The 6,514-nt window shown below is 71.1% G+C and carries 6 protein-coding genes and 1 tRNA gene; 2 read left to right on the top strand and 5 right to left on the bottom strand.

Annotated elements, in window-relative coordinates; all coding sequences use genetic code 11:
* Nucleotides 1-47: 47 nt before the first annotated feature.
* A complete protein-coding gene (locus ACOJTC_RS01835; protein ID WP_420115490.1) occupies nucleotides 48-488 on the bottom strand; it encodes a peptidoglycan-binding domain-containing protein in 441 nt (146 codons plus the stop codon).
* Between the two features lie 194 nt (nucleotides 489-682).
* Entirely contained in the window at nucleotides 683-1,138 is a 456-nt protein-coding gene (locus ACOJTC_RS01830) for a GatB/YqeY domain-containing protein (protein ID WP_204927042.1), read from the bottom strand.
* Between the two features lie 25 nt (nucleotides 1,139-1,163).
* Between ACOJTC_RS01830 and ACOJTC_RS01825 the strand changes: the two genes are divergently transcribed.
* Both ACOJTC_RS01825 and ACOJTC_RS01820 read left to right on the top strand, forming a co-directional pair.
* Nucleotides 1,164-2,057 carry a metallophosphoesterase gene (locus tag ACOJTC_RS01825; protein WP_204927041.1) on the top strand — a complete coding sequence of 298 codons (894 nt, stop codon included), beginning with the start codon at nucleotides 1,164-1,166 and terminating at the stop codon, nucleotides 2,055-2,057.
* A gap of 263 nt (nucleotides 2,058-2,320) precedes the next feature.
* Nucleotides 2,321-2,394 (top strand) — tRNA-Pro (locus tag ACOJTC_RS01820).
* A 78-nt stretch (nucleotides 2,395-2,472) separates the two neighbouring features.
* On the opposite strand, the gene ACOJTC_RS01815 is transcribed toward ACOJTC_RS01820, so the two are convergent.
* The 3 genes from ACOJTC_RS01815 to ACOJTC_RS01805 are packed head-to-tail and all read right to left on the bottom strand — an operon-like array spanning nucleotide 2,473 to nucleotide 5,443.
* Nucleotides 2,473-3,690, bottom strand: coding sequence for a tyrosine-type recombinase/integrase (locus ACOJTC_RS01815; RefSeq protein WP_420115489.1), 1,218 nt, complete (start codon nucleotides 3,688-3,690; stop codon nucleotides 2,473-2,475).
* Nucleotides 3,690-3,887, bottom strand: a complete 198-nt coding sequence (locus ACOJTC_RS01810) for an excisionase family DNA-binding protein (protein WP_091247981.1) — start codon at nucleotides 3,885-3,887, stop codon at nucleotides 3,690-3,692. The genes ACOJTC_RS01815 and ACOJTC_RS01810 overlap by 1 nt, the downstream gene beginning before the upstream one ends.
* Nucleotides 3,884-5,443 (bottom strand): replication initiator, encoded by a 1,560-nt coding sequence (locus tag ACOJTC_RS01805; RefSeq protein WP_420115488.1) that lies wholly within the window; start codon nucleotides 5,441-5,443, stop codon nucleotides 3,884-3,886. Before ACOJTC_RS01805 ends, ACOJTC_RS01810 begins: the two co-directional genes overlap by 4 nt.
* Between the last annotated feature and the right edge of the window lie 1,071 nt (nucleotides 5,444-6,514).

Genomic DNA, 6,514 nt, shown 5'->3' with positions numbered 1-6,514 from the left:
CGGGGTGCCCGCCCGTTCCGCATTCACGGTAAACGGAACTCAAACAATCAGGTGTAGATGGGGTTCGCAGCCTCGTCGCACCGACCACCCACCGTGCGCCAGGTGAGGCTCGACCGGGTCTGCGGACCATAGATTCCGTCTGCGGTGATGCCCTCCCGCTTCTGAGCGGAGACGAGGGCAGACTTGGTCGCAGGGCCGAAATCGTTGTCCACGGTGATGCTGGCACCGTAACAGTATTTCAACGCCCGCTGCAGGGCACCGACAGCGCTGCTGTTGGCACCCTGCGCCATTCCACAGCTCGTGCTCGACGCGGTGCTGCCGGTCGACGGCATGGCGATGGGATCGGACGTGCTGTACGCACTGCTCGCCACGTTGACCGTACGAGAGCAGGTGGCCTGGATGGAGATGTCGGCGGACGCCGCCGACGGCACGACGACGGCACCCATGCACGTCGAAATGAATAGGGAAGCAACAGCCAACGGCTTCATAGTCACCTCAGATGGTCGAGGCAACGAGGGTCATGTCCTCAACCGGTATCGATCACGCCCCCGTTGCATGTCAAGCCGGCCAAACGAGCCTTCCACGAATCAGCCGTCACCGCAACAGTCAATTACGAACACTCCCGGTAATCAAAATTGAATTGACAAACCGGAGCCATCGAACCGACCAGAGCCAATGTGGGTCAGAGGCCGAGCTGTCGGCGTACCTCGGCGGCGACGCGACCGCCCTCGGCCCGACCGGCCACCGCGGCCTGGGCCGCCTTCATCGCCGGGCCCATCTGGGACTTCTCGGTGAAGCCGGCTGCGGCCAGCGCCCCCGACACCAGCTCCGTCAGCTCCTGCTCCGAGAGCTGCTTCGGCAGGTAGCGGTCGAGCACCGCACCCTCGGCGGTCTCCTTGTCGGCCTGCTCGGCACGACCGGCGTCGGCGAACGCGGCAGCCGCCTCCCGGCGCTTCTTCGCCTCCTTGGTCAGCACCGCGAGCACCTCGTCGTCGGAGAGCTCGCGCTTGGCCTTGCCGGCGACCTCGGCGTTGCCGACGGCGGCCAGCGCCATCCGCAACGTGGAGGTGGTCAGCTCGTCGCGCGCCTTGAGTGCGGCGCGCATGTCTGCGGTCAGGCGGTCCTTCAGCGTGCTCATGGACGGTCAAACTACCCTGGTCGGCATGCGAAAGCGCACACTATTCGGCCTCGCCGCCGGGACCGTCGCCGCCGGGGCGGCCACACTGGCGTACGCGTCCCTCGTCGAACGCAACATGTTCACCCTGCGCCGGTACGACGTGCCGGTGTTGCCGGCCGACGCCGAGCCTCTGCGCGTGCTGCACCTGTCGGACCTGCACATGATGCCCGACCAGCGGCGCAAGCAGCAGTGGGTGGCGTCGCTGGCCGCCCTCGACCCGGACCTGGTGGTGGTCACCGGGGACAACATGGCCCACCCCGACGCGGTGCCCGGGGTGCTGCGCGCCCTGCAACCGCTGCTCGACTATCCGGGCGCGTTCGTCTTCGGCTCCAACGACTACACCGGGCCGGTCTGGAAGAACCCGTTCACCTACTTCCTGCCGGGCCGGGAGTACACCGAGGGCGCCGCCCTGCCGTACGAGGAACTGCGGGACGTCCTCACCGGGGCCGGCTGGGCGGACCTCAACAACGCGCGTACCTCGATCAAGGCCGGTGGCCGCCTCGTCGAGCTGGTCGGCGTGGACGACCCGCACATCGGGCAGGACGACTACCCGGCCGTCGCCGGCCCGGTCACCCCCGCCGCCGACCTGTCCATCGCGCTCGCCCACGCCCCGGAACCGGCGCTGCTCGACCAGATGGCCGCCGACGGCTTCGGCCTGCTGTTGGCCGGGCACACCCACGGCGGTCAGGTCTGCGTACCCGGCTACGGCGCATTGGTGACCAACTGCGGGCTGCCCCGGGCGATGGCGAAGGGCCTGCACCGCTGGCCCGGCTCCGACTCCTGGCTGCACGTCTCGGCGGGCCTCGGCACCCACCCCACCGCCCCGGTCCGCTTCGCCTGCCCGCCCGAGGCCAGCATCCTCACCCTCACCCCCCGCTGATCCCCGCTCTGCTGCCTCCCTGCTCTGCCGCCCCCTGCTCTGCCGCCCCCTGCTCTGCTGCTCCCTGCTCTGCTGCCTCCACCGCTCCACCCCCATGATCAGATTGCCGTTTCGCGCAGTCGTGACGGCGTGTCGTCGTCATTTCGGCAATCTGATCATGGGGGTGGGCAGGCCAGGGCCGGGTGCCGGCCTGGCCGTCGCCGGAGCGGGGGGTACCGAGTTTGATCGGCGGAGCGGGTGGGCTACTATTTCACCGCACGCCTCGGGGTGTGGCGCAGCTTGGTAGCGCGCTTCGTTCGGGACGAAGAGGTCGTCGGTTCGAATCCGGCCACCCCGACAGAGGTCAGAGGGCACATCCGATCCATGGATGTGCCCTCTAGTGCTTCCGTACAGCAGTGGAGTACAGCAGCGGTGATCACCGCAGGCTCTCCCCCAGCCGCTTGAGGGCGTCGCGGGTGGCGTCCGAGGACGCCTGCGAATAGATCTCCATCGTGACCGACACCTCGGCGTGCCGGAGCACCTGCATGATGACGCGCGGGTGCACGTCCAGGTCGACGAGCAGGGTCGCGCAGGTACGCCGGGCATCGTGCACGGTGATCTTCCGGACCCCGGCACGGGCGCAGCGGGCGTCCCATGAGCGGTTGAAGTTGCGCGGCTCGACGGGGGTCCCGTAGCGGGTGGTGAACAGCAGCAGCGAGCCCTGCCAAGCGATGCCCGCCTCATCACGGTCGGCCTTCCTCGCGCTCTGGCGGAGGTCGAGTGCCGCCGCGCAGATGTCCGGTAGCGGGAGCGTGGCGTCCGAGGTCTGTGTCTTGGTCTCGCGGTGCAGCAGTTGGCCGCCGACCCGCTGCAACTGCCAGCCGATCGACAGCTCCCCCGCCGCCAGGTCCACGGCGTCCCCGGTGAGGCCGAGCACCTCCCCCTTGCGCAGCCCGAGCACCAGGATCAGCACGTACGCGGCGTACAGCGGATCACGGTCGGCCCGCGCGGACTCCAGGAAGCGACGCGCCTCGTCGCTGGTCCACGCCCGGCCCTTGCGGCGGCGGACCGGTGGGAGCTTGACCAGGGCGGCGGCGTTGCGGGTGACCAGTTCCTCGGTGGCGGCGTGGTTGAGCGCGGAGCGCAGTACACCCCGGACGTCCTTGACGGTGCGGGCGGACGGCACGTCGCCGCAGCACCGGCCGAGCGCGCAGCAGCGCCGCCTGAGTTCCGGGCGGCGGGCGTCCTTGCCCTGGGCGCAGCACTGGCAGGCGCGGGCCACCTCGTTGATCCAGGTCTGCACGTCGCGCACCTGGAGCCGGTCGAGCCGCTTCCCGCCGAGGCCGGGGATCACGTACAGCCGGAGGATCGTCTCGTAGGTGGCGCAGGTCAGCGGCGCGAGGTTGGGGCGCACCACTTCCCGGTGCCAGTAGGTCAGGTAGTCGCCGAGGGTCGGCACCCGGGTGGCGACCGGCCCGACCTTGGCCTGCCGGTGCAGCTTGATCCACTTGTCGTGGACGACCTCCCGGGTCGGGCCGTAGACATACTTGCGGGTCCGCCTGCCGTCGGGCTTGGTGACCCAGACGTACGCGGCGAAGCCGTTGCGGTACGGGAAGATCGAGCCTTCGCCGTTGGCGCGGGTGCGGGCGGGCATCAGGCGGCCTCCTGCCGCTCGACCTGCTCGCGGACGTACTCGTCGACCCACTCGGGCAGGACGCGGCGGTACTTGCCGTCCTTGATGGAGCGCAGCTCCCCGGTGGCGATCTTCATCTTGACCTTGGACAGGCCGAAGCCGAGCAGCACGGCCACCTCGGCGGGCGAGTACCAGCGCGGGGTGAGGGGTCGGGTCACGCCGCCACCCCCGACCACGCCTCGTGGGCGAGTTCCTCCCGGCCGATGCGTTGGCGTTCGCGGCGTTGGGCGGCGGCGGTGTTGGCGAGCAGGGCGTCCCCGTCGGTCAGCCAGCCGGAGCCGACGAAGGCCAGCGTGCCCACGGTGACCGTGCCGGCGGTGTCGTTGCTGTCGGAGGTGCTGGCGTGCTCGGTGCGGCGGTAGGCGGCGCGGGTGTCGCGGAGCAGGCCGAAGGTGACCGAGTAGCGGCGGGCCTTGGTGAGGAAGTGGCCGCCGTAGCCGAACATGTGCGCCCAGCGGCGCAGCCCGGCGTACTCGTTCGGTGTGGGGTCAAGGTCGCCTTGACGGTCTTCGGTGTTCCCGGCTGTCCGGGGGACGTGGTGCCGGGTGGGGCGGCCGAGTCGCCAGCAGGCGTCGATGAGGCGGGCGAGGTGGTCGCCTTCCGGGTCGGCGTAGGCGTCGACGGTGTCCGGGGTGAGTCGGGTGGAGCAGTGGCCGGTGACCTCGGTGGACTTCGTGGCGTACTTGGCGAGGTAGGCGGCCACCTTGGCGTCGGTCACGTCGCCGTCGCTGGTGCCGATGCGCCGTACGTCGACCTGCTCACCCCAGGCGACCGGCCAGCCCTGCGGGCGGTCGGGGTGCGGCGGGGTGGTGACGGTGATCTGTCGGGTGGCGGCGTGGACGGCGGCGTCGAGGTCGTCGACGGTGACGCCGGCCGGCGGCGGCAGCAGGGCGTGCCGGTCGTGTGGGTCGACGCCGTCGAGGCGCAGCAGGACGTGGAAGTGCACCGCGCCCCGACGCTGCATCTCGGCGACCTTCCCGTGGGACACCCGCACCGGAGGCACCCGCCGAACACGGCCGGAGTCGGTGACGACCTGGACGTGGGGGATGCCGCGTCGGCGGCACACTGCGGTGAGGTGGCGTTCGATGGCCTGTTTCGTGCGCCGCCACAGCTCGCCGGAAAAGTAGTTCCAGACGGCCTGGTGGTCGTGGTCGTAGCAGTCCAGGCAGAGCGGTCGACCGAGCTGCGGATCGTCGGCGTCGTGGCGGGTGAAGCAGGCCGCGGGCCGCCCGTGAGGGCAGGTGCCGGCGGTGCTCCGGGCACGGCAGGGAGCGGGTCGGCAGTCGCAGCGCCGCCGGTTGGTGCAGGTGTGCCGGGGGATGTGCCGGTGGTGCACCGGGCCGAAGGACGGGGCGGTGAAGGTGGCGAAGACGACCGGATGCCTGCTGACGGTGGCGGGGATGGTCTTGCCGCCGGTCAGGCCGCAGCGGACCACCTGGAAGGCGTCACCGGCGTAGACCCAGGCGCAGTCGGGGCACTGGGCGGCACGGCGGTTGCCGCACGCCTTGTACAGCGTCCGGTCGGGCAGTTCGTCGGTGTGCTGCGCGGCCAGGACCCGGCCGGTGGCGGGTTCGACGGCGGTGAGGGTGCCGGCCAGGCGGATCGGGCGGGTGCAGCCTCCGGCGGCGCGGGTGTGCTCCAGCCAGCCGAAGTAATCCGGGGCGGCGGCGCGGTGCAGGGCCTGGGCGTCACGGCCGGCGGTGAGGGTGGACACGGTTCTCTCCTCAAGGGGTGGCAGGGGACGGGCGACGAACTGCCACCGGACGCCGGTCGGTGGTGTTCGCGGTGTCTCCTGGCACCGCCGGAGAGGGCGGCTCACGCCGGAGGGCGGGGTTGGCCATCGGCCTTGGACCGCCGTTGAGCTGGGTTCCTGGATCTTGGGTGATGCCGGGACGGGTGGGGTGCCTGGTCGTCGGCTTCCGGTGGGTTGCCGCAGGTGATCCCCACCCGTCGAGGTGCGTGAATCCGAGGGCCATCGTGGACGGCGGGGAAGGCCGTGCTGGGCTATTCAGCGGATTCCGGGCCGGCATAGCGGCCGGTGCGGTCGAGAGCCGGCGGGATGTGGCCCGCGTCAGCGGCAGGAAGGCCGCTCGGCAACTCCGAAGTCGAGTTCAGCGATCCGGCGGGAAGGCCGCGCTGACGTGCTCGACGAGGGCCAGAGTAGCACCGGGTACCGACACGTCAACCCGCCGTGAAACCGCAGGGCGGCCGGCTGCCTGCCGGTTGTGGGAGGACTTTCTGTACGTCTATCAAGGCGGCCCTGAACGGGCCGCACGCGCCGCCGCCAGGGCGCGCGCCGGCCGCTGCCGCTGCCGCTCTGCGGCCGTCACGCCTGATGCCCGGGGGCTGACGCGGACAGCAGGAAGCCCAGAGGGCTGCCGCAGAACGACAGGCCGTTGACCGAAGATGTGGTGGGCCGGCAGCCTGCCGGGCCGCGCGGTCACAAGCCCGCGCAGCGTAGGGGAGCGCACGCCGGCCCCGTCGGCGACCGGGCGGCAGTCGCGGGGCTGCGGTTACTGCGCCTCCGGCGGGGGCGCTCAGGCTCCAGGATGGCCGGGGAACCGTCGGCGGATCACGGCCCGTGGGTGGTTGCGGTAGGCCATCCCGCCTGCCATCGACCCGGGCAAGCCGAGCAGACCACCGCCCGACCCGCCAGCGTCCGTACGAGCCGTCAAGGCCGTCTTGACGTGGCGGGCCGGACGGCGGCCCGCTTCCCCAAAGGGCGGGTCGACGGCAGACAGTGAGGATGGTGGGGTGGGTCGCCGGGTTGGTCTGACTCACCGGC

It is taken from the genome of Micromonospora sp., from assembly GCF_048594385.1.
Lineage (GTDB): Bacteria > Actinomycetota > Actinomycetes > Mycobacteriales > Micromonosporaceae > Micromonospora > Micromonospora wenchangensis.
The sequence above is the reverse complement of the archived record's forward strand: the minus strand, read 5'-3'. Positions and strand labels throughout refer to the sequence as shown.

Bases quoted from the DNA above. Each gene is read 5' to 3' on its own strand.
- ACOJTC_RS01835 (WP_420115490.1), bottom strand. From the start codon at position 488: ATGAAGCCGTTGGCTGTTGCTTCCCTATTCATTTCGACGTGCATGGGT.
- ACOJTC_RS01830 (WP_204927042.1), bottom strand. From the start codon at position 1,138: ATGAGCACGCTGAAGGACCGCCTGACCGCAGACATGCGCGCCGCACTC.
- ACOJTC_RS01825 (WP_204927041.1), top strand. From the start codon at position 1,164: ATGCGAAAGCGCACACTATTCGGCCTCGCCGCCGGGACCGTCGCCGCC.
- ACOJTC_RS01815 (WP_420115489.1), bottom strand. From the start codon at position 3,690: ATGCCCGCCCGCACCCGCGCCAACGGCGAAGGCTCGATCTTCCCGTAC.